Below are 18,308 nucleotides of genomic sequence, written 5' to 3' on the forward strand. Positions count from 1 at the left end.
AAAGGGCTACCAGATGGTGACGCGATCCTCCGGCGCAATGTACATCGCAGAATCCTCCGCTACGTCAAAGGCCTCGTAGAACTCCGCGATATTGGCAGCGATGAGGTTGCAGCGGAACTCCGCCGGCGAGTGCGGGTCAATGGCGAGGTACTGGGTGGCCATCTCCGGGCGGATGGCGGTACGCCATACGCGGGCCCAGGACAAGAAGAAGCGCTGCAGTCCGTTGTAGGTATGCTCGGCCAGTTCCGGCTCGGCACCGTCTACCTCGAACTTTTCCTCCTTGCCCTGCAGATCAATGCCCTTATCGGCGCAGTAGTTCTTGAAAGCCACCACAGCGATACCCAAACCGCCTAGGTCACCGATATTTTCACCCAGGGTGAAGCTGCCGTTGACACCGGTGGAGTCGATGCCGGCTTCCTTGAGCACCGTCGGTACCTGGCCATTGAACTGCTCCACCAGCTTCGCGGTGAGCTTGTCAAAGGCCGCGCGGTCCTCCTCGGACCACCAGGAGTTCAGGTTGCCCTGGCCATCAAATTGCGAGCCCTGGTCATCAAAGCCATGGCCAATCTCGTGGCCGATGACGGCACCGATGGCGCCGAAGTTTTCTGCGGCATCGGCATCCGGGTTATAAAACGGCGGGCGCAGGATGGCGGCTGGGAAGGTGATGTCATTGACCACCGGGTTATAGAAGGCGTTGACCGTCTGCGGGGTGGTCACCCATTCATCGCGGTCGGCCGGCTTGCCAATCTTGGCCAGCTCAAAGTCATGGGAGAAGGCGGAGCCGGCGCGGGCATTGGCCAGCAGGTCCGCGCCCTTGCCGGAGACCTCGAGGCCGGAGTAATCGCGCCAGGAATCCGGGAAGCCAATCTTGGCCTTGAACTGGGACAGCTTCTCCAGCGCGCGCTCGCGGGTGGCCGGCGTCATCCACTCCAGCTGAGAGATGCGCTCGCGGTAGGCGGCGATGAGGTAGTCCACCAGCTCATCCATCTCGCGCTTGGAGGAAGCCGGGAAGTGCTTATCCACGAATACCTGGCCAATCTCTTCGCCCACGAGGGACTCGGCCAAGCCCACGGCGCGCTTCCAGCGGTCGCGCTGCTCGGTGGCGCCGGAGAGCTTGGTGCCATAGAACTCGAAGTTCTTCGCGCCTACTTCCTCGGGCAGCATGGCCGCGCGGGAGCGCAGGATGTGCCAGGTGGCCCACAGCTGCCAATCGGCCATGCGCGCGCTGGTAAAGAGGCTCTCGAAGTGCTCGAGGTAGGACGGCATCATATTGACCACGCGGTGCTCTGGCAGGTTGCCGCCGGAGAGCAGAGCGCGGGTCATGGTGGGCAGCTCGCTAAATTCGCAGGGGTTATAGGTCTTAACCGCATCGCGGGTGGAGACCACGTCCCAATGGCCAGCGGCCAGCTCCTTTTCCAAGCTGACGATGCGGTGGGCTGCTACCTCGGCGCCCAGGCCAAAGAGGCGGGCTGGGTCGAGGAATTCCAGCATTTCGGCCACGTGCTTTTCATAAGCGCTCAGCGTTTCCGCGTGGGCTTCCTCGCGGTAATAAGCCTCATCCGGCAGGCCCAAGCCGGATTGGATGACATAAGCAATGGCGTCCTCGGAACCGGAATCCTTGGATACCCAGAAGGTCACCGGGGAGCCGACACCGGTGCGCTCAAGTTCACCCAGGCGCTGCGCCAGTTCCTCTGGGTCGGCCGCGCTCAGACGGTCCAGATCCGCGTCCAATGGAGCCATGCCGGCCGCGTTGACCCCCTCGGTATCCATAAAGGAGGCATAGAGCTTGCCCGGGCGGCCGGTGTCCTTGTCCACGATCTCGTGCACGAGTTCCTCCGCCTCATCGCGCAGCGCGTGGAAGGTGCCATCCACGCCGCGATCATCGGGAATGACGTGGCTTTCCAGCCAGGGTCCATTGACTAGTTGATAAAGATCTTTCATGCTTGCCACTCTAGGTCAAAGCAGCAAGATAAGGTGTGGGCTATGGAATTTTATCGCTTTCCTCCAGCGCATCCGCGGCGCCTTTTCCTCGCCGTCATTGCGTTCGTGGCGGTGGTTCTCGCTTTGCCCACAATTGTGCAGGCGGCGCTGGCGGATCCCTCCGCGGACGTCGAGCAGGTCACCCTGACCGAGCCCAGCCAGGATTGGGAGATTGACGTTGCCGATCTCTACTGCGAGCGCGATTATGAATCCCTCGCCAGCATCGGCTGGACCTGCGGTGATGTCAGCGTACAGGCCACCCTCACCGAGGATGCCAAGGACGATGCCACCACGTTGCGTCGCATGGTTCGCGCCCTCGCCATGGCTTCCCTGCCGGCCGACGCCCCTACCTTCGACGGCACGAATGGAGCACTCCTGCTTGCCGACGCCCCCTCCTCCACCGCCGCCCTCTCCCTCGACGGCACCGGCAAGGATGAAAACAAGGATTGGGTGGTCACCGTGACCGGCAAGGGCGATCAGGCCCGGGCCACCGCCTCGCGCATCTGGCATGCCTTCGGCCAAGAGGATCTGCCCGCCGATGCCGAGGCAGAATTCGCTGACTTCTCCGGGGAGTTGATGTATTAGATGTCCAAGCTCTTTCGCACCACGCTGTGGATCCTCTCCGGTGTTGGCCTCATCGCGTTCTTGGTCCAGACGCTGAGCACATTCTTAATCTCTCCCCTGATGGGCCTGCTCAGCCTGCTCATCGCCGCCGTGCTCGTAGCACTGGTCATCTACCTGCTGCAACGCAGCCCCATGTGGGCACGCCCGGCGCGCCTGTGGGCCCTACTGGCTTTCCTTTGGGGCGGCGGGGTGGCCGTTTCCTTGGCGCTTATTAGCGCTGGGCCGGTCATGCAGCTCGCCATCGGCACCGGCTGGGTCGATGCCATGATGTCCTGGAGCGGCGCCTACCCAGAAGAAATCTCCAAGGCTACCGGCGTCATCTTCGTACTCATGTCCTTCCGCCAGCTCAACCGCCCCTGGCATGGCTGGATAGTGGGCGCAGTGGTGGGCCTAGGCTTCGAGGCCTGCGAAAACATCCTCTACGGCGCCATGGGCGCCACCATGCACCCCGATAGCGATGTCCAGGGACTGTTTGAGATGTGGGGCCTGCGCCTTGTAGCCGGCCCGGGCCTGCACGTCTTGCTCACCGCGCTGGCTGGTTGGGGCATCGGCTGGGCGCTCTACGCCGCCGCCAAGCCGCTGTGGTGGCGCATCGGCGTCTTTCTCGGCTGCCTAGCCGCCGCTTTCCTCCTGCACTTTTGCTGGAACTACCTGCACGATTCCGAGGTGGCCGCCATCATCCAGGCCGTCACGGTAGCGCTTATCCTCTACCCGCTGAGCATATGGCTGGTGCTGCGCGGTAATAAGCTCGCCAGATGCGATGAGAGCTATAGCCACAGCACTGCCGACGACGCCCTCGTCTTCGTGCACTAAAGCCACCGACCACTCTGTAAAGCAAGCACGTTTCGCCCTTTTCACACCCCGTGAGAGACGAAACGTGCTTGTTTTGTCAGTGCTACGCCCCGGCTTCTACGAGCAGCACTCCCCCGACAATGAGCACCACGCCCAAAGATTTTAACCAAGTAAACGGCTCCTTGAACAGGAGATAGGAGGCAATGGCGGTAAGCGCAACGCCAGTGGCAGCCCAGATGCCGTAGGCCACGCCAAGATCCATGCCGGCTTTGAGCACGAGCGCCAAGAATCCATAGGCAGAGACATAACACAGGGCAACGAGCACCACCCAGAATCGGCGACCGGTTACCGCGGACATGCGCAGGCACAGCGTGCCGGAAACCTCGATGGCGGTGGCGAGGAAAAGCAAAAACCAGATCATTGCGGCGCCACCTCCACCGTGTGGTCTTGATCCTCGTCTGGTTTCGCACCCATTTCCACGCAGAATACGCCGGCCATGATGAGCGCGATGCCGGCGAGCTTTACCGCGCCGAGCGGCTCGCCAAATAGCGCGGCGGACAGCAACGCGGTGGAAATGACCCCGCCGGATGCCCAGAGACCATAGGCCACGCCCACGTTGACGCCTTCCTGCATCACGCGGTGCAGCAGCGCGAAGGCGAGGATGAAGCAAAAAGCGGCCACGCCATAGATCCAAAAATGATCCACTGCGTATTTCAGCGCGACGGTGCCCACGACTTCGGCGGCAATCGCAAGAAAGAGAATGACCCAGGCCCTCACTCCATCAACTCCTGTAATTCGCGGGCGTCGATTCCGTGCTCGTGCATTTTAACGCGGCCGTTGGCGTGCGCGATGGCCTCGCGATCCCAGAACTCCGCGGCGCGGGCGGGATCGTGGGAGGCGCCATCGGCGCGGACAACGCGCCACCATGCAGCGCCGGCACCGTGGCGTTTTAGTACGGTACCGACATTGCGCGCGCCGCAGCCGGCTACCTTGGCCACCTCGCCATAGGAGGTGACGTTGCCGGGTGGGACTACAGCAACGACCGCCAATACGCGTTTGACCAGTGGCGACTCACTCATCGCAATTATTGCGGGTCGAGTCCCAGCACGTCATCCGACTCGGTGGGCTCTTCTTCGGGGGCGTCTTCGACCTCGGCGAGGGTGATGGTTGCACCGGTGGAATCGGCTAAAAGGCACATGCGGCCAAAGGGCGAATCCCATGGTTCGCGGATGACCTCGCCGCCTAATTCCACGGCCTTCTTCGCAGCGGCGTCGATATCGCGCACACCCAAATAGGTCTGCCAGAAGCTCGGGACCTGCGGCGGGAACTGCCCCTCGGCGTTCCACAGGCCGGCAAACGGTGCACCGTCTTCTTCCGCGGTGGCATAGATGAAGTTCTCATCCTCGGACTGCATGGCGCGGATCTCCCAGTTGAATAGCTCGCCATAAAAATCCATCGCGCTCTGGAAGCCCGAGGTAGCGGTGAGCTCGTGCCAGACCGGGGTGCCGGGCTCGCCGGCGGCCACGAAGTGCTCTGGGCCGGCAGGTTGGATGAGGCCGAACATGCCCCCGGCGGCGTCGACAAGCAGGGCCATGTGCCCCAGCTGCACCTGCTGCGGCTCCACGAGGATGCGCCCGCCCAGGTTCTGCGCGCGCTGGCAATCACCCGCGATGTCCTTGGATAAGAAGTAGGTCACCCAGGTATCCGGCATGGGTGCCTCTTCCGGCTGCGGAATAAGCCCGGCGATGGGCAGGCCCTGCAGGCGCGCCATCTGATAGGGCTTTTCCTCTGCGGACTCGGCGGAAACCTCCCAGCCCAGTACCTGCTCGTAAAAGTGTGCGGACTTGCGCGGATCCGAGGTGGTCAGGTCAATCCAGTAGGGCATGCCCACTTCAGCTTCGAATGCTGGCATCTACATATTCCTCCACTTTTCTGGATCAAAGTCATCGTCGGCCGTGGCTTCATCAAAGTAATCATCGTCATCGTCCGGCTCGCCCACGCGCGCGCAGGCGTCCTCGATGCACACCTCATCGCCTGGGTGGAGCATGGCGCCCCGGCGCGTCTCGGGCTCGCCATTGACCGTAACTACGCCTTCTGCGATGAGCTCTTTGGCCTCGCCGCCGGTAGCCACCAAGCTGGCCAGCTTGATGAACTGGCCCAATTTGATGGAGTCGCCGTTGATAGGAATGTCTAGCATGCCGCCCAGCTTACCCAGCCCGCACGCGGCTATCGCTACGGGTGGGCGATATGGAAGAAATCCAGCACCGTATCGGTGGTCCACTCCGCTTTCACCAAACCGGAATGGTCCGTGGCTCCGCCGTTCCACGTGTGCGTGCCGCCGTGGATGGTGTACTGCTCGGTGCGCGCATCACATACCCGCCAGGTAAAGTGCTCCACCGCTTCTTTCCGACGCCTCTTTGGAAACGGATTGCACCCATTCTCTTTCGCAATCCCGCGCAGCGATTGTTTGACCGAGTGGTAGTGCGCTCCGTGTTGGCGCCCACCGCCATATTTCATGAGCGCGTCCTTAGTGCCGTGGATATCCAGGTAATCGGTGGGCTCGCTGGCACAGTCTTTTTCCACGCGGTCATATTTTGCCGCCGAAACCGTGGCCACCGCATCGAATAGGCCCGGCCGCTTGCAGGTCACCGCGCGGGCGAATCCGCCGCCATTGGAAAAGCCCACGCCATAGGTGGTGTCCGTGGCGGGATAATGGCGCCGGACGAAATCAATCGTGTCATCCACGTACTTGAGGTCATCTTCCAAGCTGGTTACCGCATAGGGTGCCGGTGCCCACGCCTTGCCCGCGCCTTGGACGAACACCGTGATGGCATCGCCCTGGGAGAGATCGGTGCCTTTGAACATATTGCCGGCATCCATCTCATAGCCGTGCATCGCCACGACCACGGGCAATCGGTGGCGCTTATCCGCATTAAACGGCACGTGCACCACAAAACTGCGATGATTTTGCAGGTTAATGATCTGGTACTGACCATTGGCCGTTGTGCCTTGATCCGGCAGCGTGGTGATATAGCCATCGGCCGCGCCTTGCGATTCATTCGGCACGCTGCCCGGCTGCGGCAGTTCTTCCTCGCACCCTGCCATGAGCCCGGCGGCCGCGCATAACCCAGCGCATAGAGCCAGTGCTTTCTTGCCTACCTTAATCACGGGCGCGCAGCTTCACCGCCGTGCCGGTGGCCGTGACCATCAACATGTCATTCGAGGTGCCCATGGGCGAATAATCAAAGGCGATGCCCACCACGCCATCGGCCCCGAGCTCCTGCCCGCGGCGCCACAGCTCATCGAGTGCCGCCTCGCGTGCCTTAATGGCCTCGCTTTCGTACCCGGCGGAGCGCCCACCGGTGATATTGCGGATGGATGCGCCAAAATCTTTGAGCATATTAATACCGATGACGGTTTCCCCGGCGATAATGCGGATATAGTCCGTAACCTCATAGCCGTCGACGGTACTGGTAGTGGTAAAAATCATGGCCCCAGATTACATGGCTATAAGTCCACGCACTCCCTCAAAAAGGATGATGACACCCAGCAGAAGGAAGACCGCACCGCTGACAATATCCACCCAGGCGGAGTTCTTAGCCATCCACTTCGAGACCGCGCGGGTGCTTAAAGCCACGCCTACAAAGAGCACGAGGCTTTCCAGGATCAGGACGGCACCCACCATGAGATTGGCGCCGATGCCCATGCCAGGATCGATGAAATTGGCAAAGATGGCGCCGAAGAAAATGACCACCTTGGGGTTCGAGAGATCGCAGATAAAACCCATGCGATAGGCGGTGGCCGCCTTGATAATGCCGTCCGGCGTAAACCCGCGCGGCTGTGGGGCGCGGGTTTCGGTGCCCACTACGGTTGCGGGCGCGCGGCGCTCCTTGATGCCGCCGGTAATGGCGGTATAGGCCATCCACAGCAGGTAACAACCACCGAGAACCTGCAGCGCCACGAGGATCCCCGGATGCGCAGAAATCAGCGCGGATAGACCCGCCAAGGAGGCCACGGTCCAAATGGTAAGGCCGGTGGTACTACCAAGCGCCGCCCATACGGCTGCGCGCGTAGAACGCGCACCTAAGCGAATGATTTGCACTACGTCTGGGCCCGGCGAGGCAATCGCCGCGAACCACACGCCCATTAAGGTCACCAGGGCGCTAATAGCCACCTAACACCTCCATACTCGCATGCGATTGGATTAACACATGCCACTATAAGAAGTCTCTCACCTGCAGCGAAACAGGTAAGTTCTGTGATTTAGGTAGCTTCTCAATCTATCTTTTAGAATGACGTGCCTGGCCCAAGGTGTGTCCGCTCGGCGTGTGGTTTAACCCTTATGAGACTTGCCGGTCGCAGCCTCAGCGCTTCGCTTGCGCAGCCCGCAGGCCGTTCAAGATCACGATCACTTCGGCGACCTCGTGAACCAACACGACGGCGGCCAGGCCTAGCACGCCGCTGATCGCCAGTGGCATCAACACGATGATGATGGCCAGAGACAGCACGATGTTCTGGTTGATGATCCTGCTTCCTCGGCGGGCGTGCTGCAGCGCCTTCGGGATTAGCCGGAGGTCGTGGCCGGTGAAGGCGACGTCAGCGGACTCGATCGCGGCGTCAGAGCCGGTCGCTCCCATCGCTATGCCCACCGTCGCGCCCGCCAGTGCCGGCGCGTCGTTGATGCCGTCGCCGATCATCGCCGTCGGCGTCTTGGAGGAGAATTCGGCGACGATGCTTGCCTTGTCCTCAGGGCGCAGCTCGGCGCGCACGTCGTCGATTCCGGCGATTCCAGCCAGCGCCCGGGCGGTGCGAGTGTTGTCGCCGGTGAGCATGCTTACTTCCACGTCGTTGGCGTGCAGGGCCTGCACGGCTTCGGGCACCTCGGGCCGCAACTCGTCGCGGACCCCGATCGCCCCGGCGAGAGCGTCATCGACGGTGACTAGGACGCAGGTCTGGCCCTCGGACTCCATGCGCTCAACGTGCGCTTTCAGTGGCCCGGCGTCGATCCATCGGGGGCTGCCCACCAGCACCCGTCGGCCTTCGACGGTGCCGCCGATGCCATGCCCAGCTTCCTCGCTGATGTCCGAGGCGGTGGGCGCTTCGGGCCCCGCTGCCGCGATCGCCGCGGCGAGGGGGTGTGTCGATTGCTGCTCAACTGCCGCCGCGAAGGAAAGCACCTGGGCCCGATCGAATCCGTCTGCCGGGACCACTCCGGTAACCTCAGGCTGGTTGCGGGTAAGGGTTCCGGTTTTGTCCACTGCCAGGTGACGGATGCCGCCGAGTCGCTCGAACGCCGCGCCGGACTTGATGACCACTCCGAACTGGCTGGCCGCGCCGATCGCGGCCACGACCGTCAGCGGCACGGAGATTGCCAGCGCGCACGGCGACGCTGCGACCAGGACTACCAGCGCACGGGTGATCCACGTCTCAGGGTCGCCCAGCAGCGAGCCGATAACGCCGACCAGCACCGCCAGGATCATCACCCCGGGCACTAGGGGTTGGGCAATCCGGTCGGCGATCCGGGCGCGGTCGCCCTTTTCCGCCTGCGCTTGCTCGACTAGGTCCACGAGTGTGGTCAGCGAGTTGTCCGTTCCAGCTGCGGTCGTCTCGACCTCCAGCACCCCGGCGGAGTTGATCGCTCCCGCAGGCACTTCGTCGCCGGGCGCAACCTCCTCCGGAATGGATTCTCCGGTGATCGCTGAGGTGTCAAGGCTGGAGCGCCCGGATCGAATGATGCCGTCCGTGGCGATCCGCTCCCCGGGGCGCACGAGCATTAGCTCGCCAACCTCGAGGTCCTTCGCTTCGACCTCGGCCGCTGTGCCGTCGCGCAGCACCGTCGCGGTCTGCGGTACCAGCTTCAACAGCGCCCGCAGTCCGCCTTGGGCCCGGTCCATCGCCTTGTCTTCCAGTGCCTCGGCGATCGAGTACAGGAACGCTAGCGCCGCGGCCTCTCCGACGAATCCGAGGATCACCGCACCGACCGCGCTGATCGTCATTAGCAAGCCAATGCCGAGCTTGCGCTTCGTGACAAGGTTCCGGATCGCTCCAGGCGCGAACGTGTAAGCGCCCAACAGCAGCCCAACCCAATACAGTACCGTCGCGGGCGTCTCCAAGTCGGACCAGTCCAGCGCCAGTCCTGTTATGAGGGCTACGCCGGAGAAGATCGGCAGCAGTAGCTCAGGGTCCTTCCACCATGGCCGATCGAGCTCGTCGATCTCCGTGGCGGGTTCGTGTTCGCATCCACATGCTGAACTCATACGTCCGCTCCTTTCTCGCCGCAGCCGGGCACCGAGCACTCAGTGTCGATGCAGGGGGCGTTCTCGTCGACGGCCAGTGTCGCGTTGACTAGCGCTTCGAGCGCTGCCGCGAGGTGCGGATCGGCGATTTCGTAGCGGGTCTTACGGCCCTCCGGCTCAGCGACGACAATGCCACAATCGCGCAGGCAAGACAGGTGGTTCGAAACGTTCGAGCGCGTCAGATCCAAGCTTTGCGAGAGCACAGCCGGGTAGCTCGGACCGTCTAGTAGGGTTAGCAGGATTCGGGAGCGCGTCGGATCAGCCATGGCCCGGCCGAGCCGGTTCATGACGTCGAGGCGCGAAGCAATAGTCAGCATGTGCTGAACTATACAGTGTGCGGTGAACTATTTAAAATGGGCTGAACTAACAGTCACGCGAAAGTCCTGCGACCTGCAAGAATTAGTCGAGGGGATAGCCGATGACTGGTCCTTCGCGGTTCGGCTGCCAACCCAACGCGGGGGGCGCGACATGGGCGGCGAATTTCTCCAGAATCTTCACGTGGATGTCCACACCCACCCCTGTGGGGAGGGTGATGAACAGGGTGTCGGCGGACATGACGGCGGCGTAGGTACGGCTAGCGACACTGACACCAGGTTCTCCATCAAGGGCTAGACACTCACGGACATTGCGTACGGGTCGAACCACACGTAGCGAAGCTTTCTAATAGCCAAATGACTATCTCTTTTCGCTGGTATCCGGGAATGATACTTCCTTGAAGTCGGCGGTGTTGGCTACCCCGCGTACGAAGTACTGGAACTACTGCTTGGAAACCACTTTGGTCTACGAAGCCATAGCCCTTCACGCTACATCGCAGGAAAATTCCATTTCACGGTCGGTATGGGCCTTTTGCAGTTGGTTAATTCGAAATTTGTTCACCGTCTCCTTAGCCACCCACACGCTTAACACGGTGTTTGGTCATCTTCGCGCGAGGCGAGCAGCTCCTTTAAGTGCGCATCGATGTCATCGAGCTTTCTCAGAACGGATACGGCGAAAACGATACTAATGACTAAAGCGATAATACTGAGCATCAATGTCCTCCTTTACTCTGTCATTTCAATCCAGCGGGGCCGCTTCCTTGCCCGCCGATTAAACCATGGTTCTGGCCCAGCGGAGAGGTGCACGGGGAAAGGGGACGTCGGCAAGCAAAAGCGCCGCGCCCCCAAGGATGGGGAACGCGGCGCTAAAGCAATCCGGCGGGAGGCTGCTTAGTGGTCAGCGCCCTGGATGGAGTGCTTGTGATCGCGGACTGCTTCGCCCTCAGCATAGAGCGGCATATCCTGCTTAGCCTTGTACCACTCGGCGTGGTTCGGCTCGAGCGGGGTGCGGCCGGCGATGAGGTCGGCAGCCTTCTCGCCCACCATCATGGTTGGGGCGTAGATATTGCCGTTGGTCACAGACGGGAAGACGGAGGCATCCGCAATGTAGAGGCCTTCGACGCCCCACACGCCCATGGTGTCTGGGTTAACCACGGCCATAGGATCGGACTCCGCGCCCATCTTGGCGGTGCAGGATGGGTGCAGCGCGGTCTCGCCGTCGTTGCGGACCCACTCCAAGATTTCCTCGTCGGTCTGTACATCCACGCCCGGGCTAAACTCGCGGGCGCCAACTTCTTCCATTGCCTTGGTATCCAGCAAGGAGCGGGCAACGCGTACGGCCTCAACCCACTCGCGGCGGTCCTGGTCGGTCTTCAGGTAGTTGAAGAGGATGGACGGCTTGTCGTGGATATCGGCGCTCTTGATGTGAACGTGGCCCTTGGTATCGGAGAACATCGGGCCCACGTGCCACTGGAAGCCGTGCTTGACGTCCGCCTTCTGGCCGTCGTAACGCACAGCCATCGGCAGGAAGTGGAACATGAGGTTCGGGTATGCCTCATTCTCATTAGAGCGCACGAAGCCGCCGCCCTCGAAGTGGGAGGTAGCAACCGGGCCCTTGTGGGTCAGCAGCCACTGCAGACCCATGAACGGCCAGCGCCACTTATCCAGGTAAGGCTGGGAGGAGGCGGTGGACTTGGTGGTCTCATACTGGATGTAGACCTCGAGGTGGTCCTGCAGGTTCTCGCCCACACCCGGCAGGTGCTTGATGACGTCAATCCCGTGCTTCTCCAGAATCTCACGGTCACCAATGCCGGAGATCTCCAGCAGCTGCGGGGTGTTAATGGCACCGGCGGACAGCACGATCTTCTCGGCGTAGACGCGGTGCACGCCACCCTGCCACTCGTACTCGACGCCGACGGCCTTCTGGCCCTCGAAGAGGATCTTGGTGGTGAAAGCGCGGGTGCGGATCTCGAGGTTCTCGCGATCCATATTGGGGTACAGGTAAGCGCGGGCAGCGGACCAACGCTTGCCGTTCTTAATATTGCGGTCGAACGGAGCGAAGCCCTCCTGGCGGTAACCATTGACGTCATTGGTCAGGTTAAAACCGGCCTCCTGCACGGACTTGAACAGGGCCTGGAAAAGCTCGGAGGTAGCCGGACCGCGGGAGAGGTACAGCGGGCCATCGTGGCCACGGCGCGGATCGTTCGGCTCGGCCGCAGCGGCGGTTTCCATGCGGTTGAAGTACGGCAGGCAGTGGGCGAAATCCCAGTTCTCCATGCCTGGGTTCTGGCCCCACTTCTCATAGTCCATCGGGTTACCGCGCTGGAAGATCATGCCGTTGATGGAAGAAGATCCGCCGAGAACCTTGCCGCGGGCATGGTAGACGCGGCGGCCGTTCATCTCCGGCTCCGGATCGGACTCGTACATCCAGTCATAGTTCTTTGCACCAATTGGGAAAGAGAAACCGGATGGCATGTGGATGAACAGATCCCACAGGGAATCTGGGCGGCCGGCCTCGAGGACCAGCACGCGGGTGTCCTTGTCTTCGGTCAGGCGTGCGGCGATGACGGAGCCTGCGGAGCCACCGCCAACGACGACTACGTCGCTTACTTCATCGGTGACCTTCTTAGCGGAACGCTTCTTGGTCAGCTTGTCCATAAAACCCATAAATCCCCTTCTTTCTGTGAAATATCTCACACGTCAAGATGGCCCCACCGAAAGTGAATATTTTGTAATTTATACAAAAGTCTGTAAATATCCACATCGCCTTATGTGTGGGCACTATCTCCAGAGTACACATCCCCCTAGAAGTTTGCCCAGAATAAGGTATATTTGCCTTGTTCGGATGGACGTCTCTGCAGATGAAATCCGAAGTCTTTTCGCATAAATCACCCACATATGATTCATTTCACTCACCTATCTCTCCCTGCGATCTTGTGAGACTTTTGGGGCACTCGTGCGAAAGATTCGGCCCAAACCAACCAACACTAGGAGAAGTAGATGGCAAACTTCGATCCTCACGACCCTGAGGAGCCCCACACTTCGAGCACATCCCCCCAACACGGGGGTAAAGACACCTCTCTCGCAACCCCCTCTGGGGATACCAAAAAGCGCAGCCCGCGCTACCAAGTCCGCGCCCTCGTCGGCAGCTACAAGGCAGAAACCGGCGATGATGTAGGCGCGGGCGAGGTCCCCGCACCCAAGACCAACTGGCCGGTATTTATTATCTCTGGCGTGTTAATCATCGCCATGGTGCTCTACGCCGGCTTTGGCCGTGAATCAGCGGCGGAGACCCTGGCCAATGTCACCGGCTGGATTGGTACCAACCTCGGCTGGTTCTATGTTCTCACCGCCACCATCGCCGTGGTTTTCGTCCTTTATATTGCCATCTCCAATGCCGGCAATATTCGCTTAGGCCCGGACCACTCGCGGCCTAAATTCAATACTTTCTCCTGGGTATCCATGCTCTTTGCCGCCGGCATCGGCGTGGACCTTATGTTCTTCGCCGTCGCCGAGCCGGTCACCATGTACATGGCGCCGCCCGTGGGCGAGGGCGAGACCATGCAGGCCGCCAAGGAAGCCGTGGTCTACGCCATGTTCCACTATGGCCTGACCGGCTGGGCCCTCTACGCCCTCATGGGCATGGCTTTCGGCTACTTTGCCTACCGCCTGAATATGCCGCTGGCTATTCGCTCCGCGCTCTACCCGCTCATCGGCAAGCGCGTGCACGGCCCTATTGGCTCCGCTGTCGACATCGCCGCCATGCTGGGCACCGTCTTCGGTGTTACCGCCTCCCTGGGTATCGGCGTGGTGCAGCTGTCCTACGGCATTCACCTCATCTTCGGCTTTGAGCAGGGCTTCGGTCTGCAGGCCGCGCTCATCATCATCGCCATTACTATTGCGACCCTCTCGGCCGTATCCGGCGTGGATAAGGGCATCCGCTTCCTCTCCGAGCTCAACGTCTACCTGGCCATCGCGCTGATGGTCTACGTCGTGGTCTTTGGCAAGACCGCCTACCTCTTCGATGCCATCGTGACCAATATCGGCGACTATGTCTCGAAGTTCCCGTCTTGGACCATGGAAACCTTTGCCTTCGCCGAGGACCAGGCGGCAGCCGATACCTGGATGCAGTCCTGGACCCTCTTCTTCTGGGCATGGTGGATTGCTTGGGCGACCTTCGTTGGCCTCTTCTTGGCCCGCATCTCCCGCGGCCGCACCCTGCGCCAGTTCATCTTCGGCACCCTCACCTTCCCGTTCCTGTTCATCCTGATGTGGATGTCCTTCTTTGGTAACACTGCCTTGGACATGGTCCGCTCCGGTGACTACCCCGAATTCGCCGAGAACGCTATTAACGTGCCAGAACAAGGCTTCTACGACATGCTGCACGAGTTCCCAGGCTCTGGCATCGTCATCTTCCTGACCACCTTTATTGGCCTACTGCTCTATATCACCTCGGCCGACTCCGGCGCGCTGGTGATGTCCAACTTCACCTCTCGCATCACCGATAACCGCCAGGATGGCGCACGCTGGCTGCGCATCTTCTGGTCCGTAACCGTAGGTGCGCTGACCCTAGCATTGCTACAGATCGATGGCATCGCCACCGTGCAGTCCGCGACCGTCGTGATGGGCCTGCCCTTTGCCTTCGTGGTCTACCTCATCATGTTCTCCCTGTGGAAGTCCCTGCGCCTAGAAAACGTGCAGCGCGAGGCCCGCACCACCGCTATGCACGGCGTGATTTCCTCCCGCACCGAGCGCGAGCCTTCGGATTCCAACCTGTGGAAGAACCGCCTCGACCGCGCCAATACCTTCCCTTCCAAGAAGGAGATGGATACTTACCTGCGCGATACCGCCACCTACGCTTTGGAGCAGGTAGCAACGCACATGCGCAGCCGCGGCTACGATGCCCTCTTGCTCACCAGCGAGCTTCCCGACGTCGAATTGCCCCAGCTCGACCTAGAAGTAAAGCTGCACAATGAGCGCATGTTCCGCTACCAGCTCTTCCCGGTCGCGGCCGAACGCCCCGATTTCAGCGCGGGCGAGGGCGACGAGTACTACCGCCTTGAGGTCTATGACATGACTGGTTCGCTGGGCTATGACGTCTACGGCTATTCCGAGAACCAGATCATTAACAATGTGCTGGATCTCTACGAGCGCCACTTGGCCTTCCTCTACATGCAGCAGACCCAGCCGGGCGACTCCGATGTCTCCGATGGCGCCGAGCCCGAGCGCACCTGGCGCGAAGATAGCTAAGCTGGCCACTACAACTACCTCTATGAGAGAAAGGTTGCTTTTCACTTGAGCACCCAGAACACTTTGTTCGACCCCACCCAGACCGAGCTGCTGAAGGGCGTGCATGCCGATGGCGCCCCGAAGTCCCTGTTCATCAACGGTAAGTGGGAAGCCGCCCAGAGCGGCGAAACCCGCACCATTATCTGCCCGGCCGATGGTTCCACCGTCGGTTTAGTCTCCGAAGCATCCGACGAGGACACCGAACGCGCCATCAAGGTTGCCCGTGAAACCTTCGATAACGGCGAGTGGGCCAATACCCCGTCTGCCGAGCGTGGCAAGCTGGTTATCCGCGTGGCCGATTTCATCCGCGAGCACAAGGAGCTTTTCGCGCAGGCCGAGTCCGCTGATACCGGCAAGCGCTACGAGGAATCCTTGGGCGATATGGATGACATCGCCAACGCTTTTGAGTACTTCGGCACCCTGGCCCAGCACCAGGCCGGTCGCGTAGTCGACCCACAGGATCCCAACCTGCGTTCCCGCATCGATGCCGAGCCCGTCGGCGTCTGCGGCCTGATTACCCCATGGAACTACCCGCTGCTGCAGGTCTCCTGGAAGGTCGGCCCGGCCCTAGCCGCCGGCAATACCTTCGTCCTTAAGCAGGCAGAGCTCACCCCGCACACCGCGATGCTGCTCATGGCCGCCCTCAAGGAGTGCGGCCTGCCGGACGGCGTAGGCAACCTCATCACCGGTGCTGGCGCTAACTGCGGCAACCCGCTCTCCCAGCACCCGGACGTGGACATGGTCTCCTTCACCGGCGGCCTGGTCACCGGCAAGATCATCGCCAAGAATGCGGCTGAGACCGTCAAGCGCACCGCGCTCGAGCTCGGCGGCAAGAACCCGAACGTCATCTTCGCCGATGCCGATTTCGACGTCGCCGTGGACAACGCCCTCAATGGCGCCTTCTTCCACTCCGGCCAGGTTTGCTCCGCCGGCTCCCGCATCGTCGTAGAAGAGTCCCTGCACGATAAGTTCGTCGACGCCCTGGTAGAGCGCGCCAATAAGATCAAGATCGGCGGCCCGACCGATGACAAGGCAGAGACCGGCCCGCTCATCTCCGCCGAGCACCGCGAGAAGGTTGCCGCCTACGTGGACAAGGCTCGCGAGCAGGGCGCCAAGATCCTCACCGGTGGCCGCGCCGCTACCAGCGAGGACACCAATGGCCAGCATGGCACCGGCGCCACCGACCTAGGCGCTGGTGTGTACTACCTGCCAACCATCATTGACGGAGCTACCCGCGAGATGGACTGCGTCCACGACGAGGCCTTCGGCCCGACCGTGACCATCGAGACCTTCACCAACGAGGAGGAGGCCATCGCCATCGCGAATGACACCGAATATGGTCTGGCAGGTGCCGTCTACACTTCCGACGCCGGCCGCGCCGAGCGCGTTGCCCGCGCCCTGCGCCATGGCACCATCTGGATCAACGACTTCCACCCGTACCTGCCGCAGGCAGAGTGGGGCGGCTTCAAGCAATCCGGCAACGGCCGCGAGCTTGGCCCCACCGGCTTGGCCGAGTACCAGGAGCACAAGCACGTGTACCAGAACCTCTCCCCTGCCGCTTGGGATCAGTTCGGCCTGCAGTAACTAAGCCGGCCACATAAAAGCCAGTCCCCGCTGCTCGGAAAGAGCGCGGGGGCTGAAGTGTATCTGGCCAACGTGCGGCCACGCTATCGGTCTCGTTCGTCTATTGCGGGGCCAGAACGTGGCCGCTGTGCGAACTGATTATGCAGTGACGGAGTCTTCCAGTTCGGCCAGCAAGGAATTGGTACGTTCCACCTTGGCATCCACGGGGCGGAATTCGCCGTCGGTCCAGTCAGTAAAGAAGCCGAAGTCGAGCTGATTGCGCAGCTGCGGCATGGAGAAGTTGACCACGATGGTGCGCCATGCTTCCACGCCGCGGATTGCGCCTGCCGGACCGTAACCGGCGAACGCAACCGGCTTAGCGGTCCACTCCCCGGCCAAGCAGTCGAAGGCATTCTTGAATGGACCCGGCACCGAGCGGTTGTACTCCGGGGTAACAAATACGAAACCATCGCAGGCATCCACTGCATCGGACCACGCCTGCACCTTTTCATCCGCATACTGCTTATTGGCGGTGGCAGGAATGACGTCAGTGGTCAGCAGCGGAACATCAAACTCCTTGAGGTCCAGCAGGGTGTACTCCACCCCATCCTGGCGCCCCTGGGCAAGATCATAAATCCACTCACCTACTACCTTGCCGGCCGAGTTATCGCGGGTAGTGCCGATGATGATGCCGATGCGAGACATAAGAGAACCTTCTTTCCTTCAAGCTTTATGTAACATCCCTAGCTTACCGCCCGTGCAGATACTTGTCTGATAGTGATGTTGATACGTCCTTCACTCAACCCGCACCCCTCCGGCAACGTGCCGTCATTAACGCGCACCACCCCGTGGTAGGCAAAGCGCTTTGGCCCACCGAAGACCACCAAATCCCCACTACACAGGGTGATATCATCCCACGGCCGCGTGCGCGACTCGGTATGCCCCATGCGGAAAAGAGCCTCATCCCCAATAGATAGCGAAATCACCGGGGCGGGTGACTCCTCCGAATCATCCACGTGCATGCCCATGGCCGAGCCCGGCGGATAGTAATTAACTAGCGCCATTTCCGGCACGAAGTTCTCCACCCACGGCTCTAGCTCGGGCGCTACCTCAGCCGCGGCGCGCAGCGCTCCCGGAGCAATCTGCCGCAGGCTCTCCGGCACCGGCGGAACCCGCGTGCCATCCATATTGTCCACATACCGATAGCTGGGATAATGCCAATACCTGCCCAGATGCAGCTGAAATACGCTCATTTGCCCGCCGGATTTCAGCCGCGGCCGCACCATCGCCATCGGCGTACCCGCATACTCGCGCGCAATGCCGCGCATCTCTTCTACCAAAGCCTTTTGCTTTTCGACGCCCACCCATTCCGGCACATGCCCCACCCCCGGAGCCACACGCACACTCGGTCGCGGCAGCGAATCAAAAAGCATGACCTCAGCCTAAACGG

The 18,308-nt window shown here is 61.2% G+C and carries 20 protein-coding genes; 4 read left to right on the plus strand and 16 right to left on the minus strand.

Features of this window, described 5'->3' with window-relative positions:
* Nucleotides 1–6: 6 nt before the first annotated feature.
* A complete protein-coding gene (locus CORTU0001_RS10415; RefSeq protein ID WP_034668764.1) occupies nt 7–1,941 on the minus strand; it encodes a M13 family metallopeptidase in 1,935 nt (644 codons plus the stop codon).
* Nucleotides 1,942–1,983: 42 nt separating this feature from the next.
* On the opposite strand from CORTU0001_RS10415, the gene CORTU0001_RS10420 reads away from it, so the two are divergent.
* Both CORTU0001_RS10420 and CORTU0001_RS10425 read left to right on the plus strand, forming a co-directional pair.
* A complete protein-coding gene (locus CORTU0001_RS10420; RefSeq protein ID WP_005329763.1) occupies nt 1,984–2,565 on the plus strand; it encodes a hypothetical protein in 582 nt (193 codons plus the stop codon).
* On the plus strand, nt 2,566–3,417 hold the full coding sequence (locus CORTU0001_RS10425) for a PrsW family intramembrane metalloprotease (RefSeq protein ID WP_005329764.1): 852 nt from the start codon (nt 2,566–2,568) through the stop codon (nt 3,415–3,417).
* An 82-nt stretch (nt 3,418–3,499) separates the two neighbouring features.
* On the opposite strand, the gene CORTU0001_RS10430 is transcribed toward CORTU0001_RS10425, so the two are convergent.
* From CORTU0001_RS10430 to betA, 13 genes are all read right to left on the minus strand, one after another.
* Nucleotides 3,500–3,817 carry a DMT family transporter gene (locus CORTU0001_RS10430; protein WP_005329765.1) on the minus strand — a complete coding sequence of 106 codons (318 nt, stop codon included), beginning with the start codon at nt 3,815–3,817 and terminating at the stop codon, nt 3,500–3,502.
* The gene (locus CORTU0001_RS10435; RefSeq protein ID WP_005329766.1) at nt 3,814–4,173 is read right to left on the minus strand and encodes a DMT family transporter; all 360 of its coding nucleotides are present in this window, start codon (nt 4,171–4,173) and stop codon (nt 3,814–3,816) included. The genes CORTU0001_RS10430 and CORTU0001_RS10435 overlap by 4 nt, the downstream gene beginning before the upstream one ends.
* The gene (locus CORTU0001_RS10440) at nt 4,170–4,475 is read right to left on the minus strand and encodes an MGMT family protein (protein ID WP_005329767.1); all 306 of its coding nucleotides are present in this window, start codon (nt 4,473–4,475) and stop codon (nt 4,170–4,172) included. The genes CORTU0001_RS10435 and CORTU0001_RS10440 overlap by 4 nt, the downstream gene beginning before the upstream one ends.
* 5 nt (nt 4,476–4,480) lie before the next feature.
* Complete coding sequence (locus CORTU0001_RS10445; protein ID WP_005329768.1) at nt 4,481–5,308, minus strand: VOC family protein; 828 nt, start codon at nt 5,306–5,308, stop codon at nt 4,481–4,483.
* Nucleotides 5,309–5,593 (minus strand): RNA-binding S4 domain-containing protein, encoded by a 285-nt coding sequence (locus CORTU0001_RS10450; protein WP_005323225.1) that lies wholly within the window; start codon nt 5,591–5,593, stop codon nt 5,309–5,311.
* 35 nt (nt 5,594–5,628) lie between these two features.
* A complete protein-coding gene (locus tag CORTU0001_RS10455) occupies nt 5,629–6,564 on the minus strand; it encodes a CE1 family esterase (protein ID WP_005323227.1) in 936 nt (311 codons plus the stop codon).
* The gene (locus CORTU0001_RS10460) at nt 6,557–6,886 is read right to left on the minus strand and encodes a YbjQ family protein (RefSeq protein ID WP_005329769.1); all 330 of its coding nucleotides are present in this window, start codon (nt 6,884–6,886) and stop codon (nt 6,557–6,559) included. Before CORTU0001_RS10460 ends, CORTU0001_RS10455 begins: the two co-directional genes overlap by 8 nt.
* A 9-nt stretch (nt 6,887–6,895) precedes the next feature.
* Nucleotides 6,896–7,570, minus strand: coding sequence for a LysE family translocator (locus CORTU0001_RS10465; RefSeq protein WP_005329771.1), 675 nt, complete (start codon nt 7,568–7,570; stop codon nt 6,896–6,898).
* 190 nt (nt 7,571–7,760) lie between these two features.
* The gene (locus tag CORTU0001_RS10470) at nt 7,761–9,653 is read right to left on the minus strand and encodes a heavy metal translocating P-type ATPase (RefSeq protein ID WP_034668767.1); all 1,893 of its coding nucleotides are present in this window, start codon (nt 9,651–9,653) and stop codon (nt 7,761–7,763) included.
* Entirely contained in the window at nt 9,650–10,009 is a 360-nt protein-coding gene (cmtR, locus tag CORTU0001_RS10475; RefSeq protein WP_005329783.1) for a Cd(II)/Pb(II)-sensing metalloregulatory transcriptional regulator CmtR, read from the minus strand. The genes CORTU0001_RS10470 and cmtR overlap by 4 nt, the downstream gene beginning before the upstream one ends.
* A gap of 82 nt (nt 10,010–10,091) precedes the next feature.
* Nucleotides 10,092–10,247, minus strand: a complete 156-nt coding sequence (locus CORTU0001_RS11660) for a hypothetical protein (protein WP_034668769.1) — start codon at nt 10,245–10,247, stop codon at nt 10,092–10,094.
* Nucleotides 10,248–10,591: 344 nt separating this feature from the next.
* Nucleotides 10,592–10,720: a hypothetical protein gene (locus CORTU0001_RS10485; protein ID WP_005329784.1), complete on the minus strand. Its 129-nt coding sequence runs from the start codon at nt 10,718–10,720 to the stop codon at nt 10,592–10,594.
* Between the two features lie 177 nt (nt 10,721–10,897).
* Nucleotides 10,898–12,673 carry a choline dehydrogenase gene (gene betA / locus CORTU0001_RS10490; protein WP_005329785.1) on the minus strand — a complete coding sequence of 592 codons (1,776 nt, stop codon included), beginning with the start codon at nt 12,671–12,673 and terminating at the stop codon, nt 10,898–10,900.
* 333 nt (nt 12,674–13,006) lie between these two features.
* Between betA and betT the strand changes: the two genes are divergently transcribed.
* Together betT and CORTU0001_RS10500 are read left to right on the plus strand one after the other, a co-directional pair.
* A complete protein-coding gene (betT, locus tag CORTU0001_RS10495; RefSeq protein ID WP_005329789.1) occupies nt 13,007–15,256 on the plus strand; it encodes a choline BCCT transporter BetT in 2,250 nt (749 codons plus the stop codon).
* Between the two features lie 45 nt (nt 15,257–15,301).
* Nucleotides 15,302–16,879: an aldehyde dehydrogenase family protein gene (locus CORTU0001_RS10500; RefSeq protein ID WP_005329791.1), complete on the plus strand. Its 1,578-nt coding sequence runs from the start codon at nt 15,302–15,304 to the stop codon at nt 16,877–16,879.
* Between the two features lie 138 nt (nt 16,880–17,017).
* On the opposite strand, the gene CORTU0001_RS10505 is transcribed toward CORTU0001_RS10500, so the two are convergent.
* Together CORTU0001_RS10505 and CORTU0001_RS10510 are read right to left on the minus strand one after the other, a co-directional pair.
* Complete coding sequence (locus CORTU0001_RS10505) at nt 17,018–17,563, minus strand: NADPH-dependent FMN reductase (RefSeq protein ID WP_005329792.1); 546 nt, start codon at nt 17,561–17,563, stop codon at nt 17,018–17,020.
* Between the two features lie 38 nt (nt 17,564–17,601).
* Nucleotides 17,602–18,291, minus strand: coding sequence for an alpha-ketoglutarate-dependent dioxygenase AlkB (locus CORTU0001_RS10510; protein WP_005329805.1), 690 nt, complete (start codon nt 18,289–18,291; stop codon nt 17,602–17,604).
* Nucleotides 18,292–18,308: the final 17 nt, after the last annotated feature.

The sequence above is a fragment of the Corynebacterium tuberculostearicum SK141 genome (assembly GCF_000175635.1).
In the GTDB taxonomy this organism is placed as follows: domain Bacteria; phylum Actinomycetota; class Actinomycetes; order Mycobacteriales; family Mycobacteriaceae; genus Corynebacterium; species Corynebacterium tuberculostearicum_C.

Bases quoted from the DNA above. Each gene is read 5' to 3' on its own strand.
- CORTU0001_RS10415 (WP_034668764.1), bottom strand. From the start codon at position 1,941: ATGAAAGATCTTTATCAACTAGTCAATGGACCCTGGCTGGAAAGCCAC.
- CORTU0001_RS10420 (WP_005329763.1), top strand. From the start codon at position 1,984: ATGGAATTTTATCGCTTTCCTCCAGCGCATCCGCGGCGCCTTTTCCTC.
- CORTU0001_RS10425 (WP_005329764.1), top strand. From the start codon at position 2,566: ATGTCCAAGCTCTTTCGCACCACGCTGTGGATCCTCTCCGGTGTTGGC.
- CORTU0001_RS10430 (WP_005329765.1), bottom strand. From the start codon at position 3,817: ATGATCTGGTTTTTGCTTTTCCTCGCCACCGCCATCGAGGTTTCCGGC.
- CORTU0001_RS10440 (WP_005329767.1), bottom strand. From the start codon at position 4,475: ATGAGTGAGTCGCCACTGGTCAAACGCGTATTGGCGGTCGTTGCTGTA.
- CORTU0001_RS10445 (WP_005329768.1), bottom strand. From the start codon at position 5,308: ATGCCAGCATTCGAAGCTGAAGTGGGCATGCCCTACTGGATTGACCTG.
- CORTU0001_RS10450 (WP_005323225.1), bottom strand. From the start codon at position 5,593: ATGCTAGACATTCCTATCAACGGCGACTCCATCAAATTGGGCCAGTTC.
- CORTU0001_RS10460 (WP_005329769.1), bottom strand. From the start codon at position 6,886: ATGATTTTTACCACTACCAGTACCGTCGACGGCTATGAGGTTACGGAC.
- CORTU0001_RS10470 (WP_034668767.1), bottom strand. From the start codon at position 9,653: ATGAGTTCAGCATGTGGATGCGAACACGAACCCGCCACGGAGATCGAC.
- cmtR (WP_005329783.1), bottom strand. From the start codon at position 10,009: ATGCTGACTATTGCTTCGCGCCTCGACGTCATGAACCGGCTCGGCCGG.
- CORTU0001_RS11660 (WP_034668769.1), bottom strand. From the start codon at position 10,247: ATGTCCGCCGACACCCTGTTCATCACCCTCCCCACAGGGGTGGGTGTG.
- CORTU0001_RS10485 (WP_005329784.1), bottom strand. From the start codon at position 10,720: ATGCTCAGTATTATCGCTTTAGTCATTAGTATCGTTTTCGCCGTATCC.
- betA (WP_005329785.1), bottom strand. From the start codon at position 12,673: ATGGGTTTTATGGACAAGCTGACCAAGAAGCGTTCCGCTAAGAAGGTC.
- betT (WP_005329789.1), top strand. From the start codon at position 13,007: ATGGCAAACTTCGATCCTCACGACCCTGAGGAGCCCCACACTTCGAGC.
- CORTU0001_RS10505 (WP_005329792.1), bottom strand. From the start codon at position 17,563: ATGTCTCGCATCGGCATCATCATCGGCACTACCCGCGATAACTCGGCC.
- CORTU0001_RS10510 (WP_005329805.1), bottom strand. From the start codon at position 18,291: ATGCTTTTTGATTCGCTGCCGCGACCGAGTGTGCGTGTGGCTCCGGGG.